3 protein-coding genes and 1 pseudogene are annotated in these 1,592 nt (G+C 42.4%); all 4 read left to right on the top strand.

Features of this window, described 5'->3' with window-relative positions:
• Window positions 1-300: pseudogene (locus UA76_RS25005) on the top strand (hypothetical protein); the annotation flags it as partial.
• Between the two features lie 61 nt (window positions 301-361).
• Window positions 362-1,072 carry a hypothetical protein gene (locus tag UA76_RS20025; RefSeq protein WP_052772123.1) on the top strand — a complete coding sequence of 237 codons (711 nt, stop codon included), beginning with the start codon at window positions 362-364 and terminating at the stop codon, window positions 1,070-1,072.
• Window positions 1,063-1,335, top strand: a complete 273-nt coding sequence (locus UA76_RS23540) for a hypothetical protein (RefSeq protein ID WP_157617695.1) — start codon at window positions 1,063-1,065, stop codon at window positions 1,333-1,335. Before UA76_RS20025 ends, UA76_RS23540 begins: the two co-directional genes overlap by 10 nt.
• Window positions 1,336-1,369: 34 nt before the next feature.
• Window positions 1,370-1,592: hypothetical protein (locus tag UA76_RS25000; protein ID WP_047049667.1), on the top strand; the 223-nt coding region annotated here is incomplete at its 3' end.

Here is a 1,592-nt window from a genome sequence, read left to right as displayed (position 1 = left end):
CATTTTGATAACTTAGGTTTTCGTCAGGACAAAATTGGGCTTCATCTGTTTGTATACGGAGAAAAAAAGAAAGGCACTGGAAATTACTGGGCGCATTCATACTGTCTCCAACCAACAGGAAAAGCCCACATGAACACCGAAAAGGACAGTCTGTTCTTTATGGCTCAGATTTTTGCATTCATGGATAAAGGCAAGAACGCAGTAATTACTGGAGATAGCTTCGAAAGGCCACAACCGAAAATGTATCTCTTCATTGACAAAAACCGAGTGACTTTGATACGCAACTCTCAGAAGTACTAGAACGGGATGGTGCAATGGCAGAACTTTACGAAAACCAGTAAGTGAATAATAACGGGAAAATATGAATCGAGGCTCGAAAGGTCTATTTACTAAGTACGGACAGCCCTTCTCAAGATGGTGGGAAGCTATTCGCGCCGAAGTTCTTGTCATTCCAATGAAGGACCCGTTAGATCCAATCATGTCAGTGAAAAGTGACATAATGACTCTGCGTACGGGATATCATACAAGGCGCAATGTAGCACTCATTCCGATGATGTTAACTCTTACCTTCTTTGCATTCCTTCAATCTACAAATGTTCCTTGGCCAAACTTGTCTGCAGAGCAAAAAATAGCGGAACGAAGACTGGAGTGGCTGGCAGAGGCAAAAACAATAAATGCTAAAAGGGGCTACAACAATTATCCGGGTATCAATATAGAGCAACGGGAGGTTTACTATCAGACTCTCTTAGGAGCTTCGGGAAAAGTCACTCTTGTTTCATACCTCAAAGCAAAGAGCATTGAAGGAAGACTCAACGGAATATTGATCTCATTGGCTTTCACTATTTTTCTATCCTCTGTCGCTATTGCTCTATGGTTAATAGTCCTATTAAAGCCAAGAGACGCCGAAATCTACTTCGATCGTAAAAGACAGATTGTTTACTCATGGCGCAGAGGAAGAGTCGGTGCGGCACACTTCGATAAAGTGGGTATCAAACAAAGCCATAATGGCTCGATATCTACCTTCAGTTCGAAGACCCTAAAAAAGAGGGCGGTTATTGGCCAATGCCTTTAATGAACCTTGATGTGGGTAAAGTCATTTTTCACCAAGAGGGTGACCTCGACTACTTACTCGCTCAGATCCTAGCGTTCATGGAACAAGGTAAAGAGGCCATCATTACCGAATCTTCATTCCAACGAGAACCAGCAAAATTTTTCTTGCGTGGGGATTCAGCTGTACCAGACAACTTAGAACAGCGTATTGAAGCCGCACTTGCGGCGGACTACAACCTAGTTGAAGCCTATGAGAATAATGTTATTAGAGTCTCGGCATTTTAACTCTAACGCAAGTAACTGCTGATGAATTAATGTAATGATTGAAAAAAGAAACAAGAGCCGCAACTTCGGGATGCTGAAGCGCGCTAAAAAGTTTAACGAGTTGAGAGAGTGGTTCAATCAAAGAATCACTCTAGATAGCTATAGCGATCCTCAGAATTCTATTACGTTGGTCAACGATAAAACTTTAGCAGTGGGTCGCCCAATGCATTCCCTTCGTTTTGTCTACATTGCGCCTTTTGTATTAGCGTGGTGGTGCT

It is taken from the genome of Vibrio mexicanus, from assembly GCF_001012815.1.
Classification (GTDB): domain Bacteria; phylum Pseudomonadota; class Gammaproteobacteria; order Enterobacterales; family Vibrionaceae; genus Vibrio; species Vibrio mexicanus.
The sequence above is the reverse complement of the archived record's forward strand: the minus strand, read 5'-3'. Positions and strand labels throughout refer to the sequence as shown.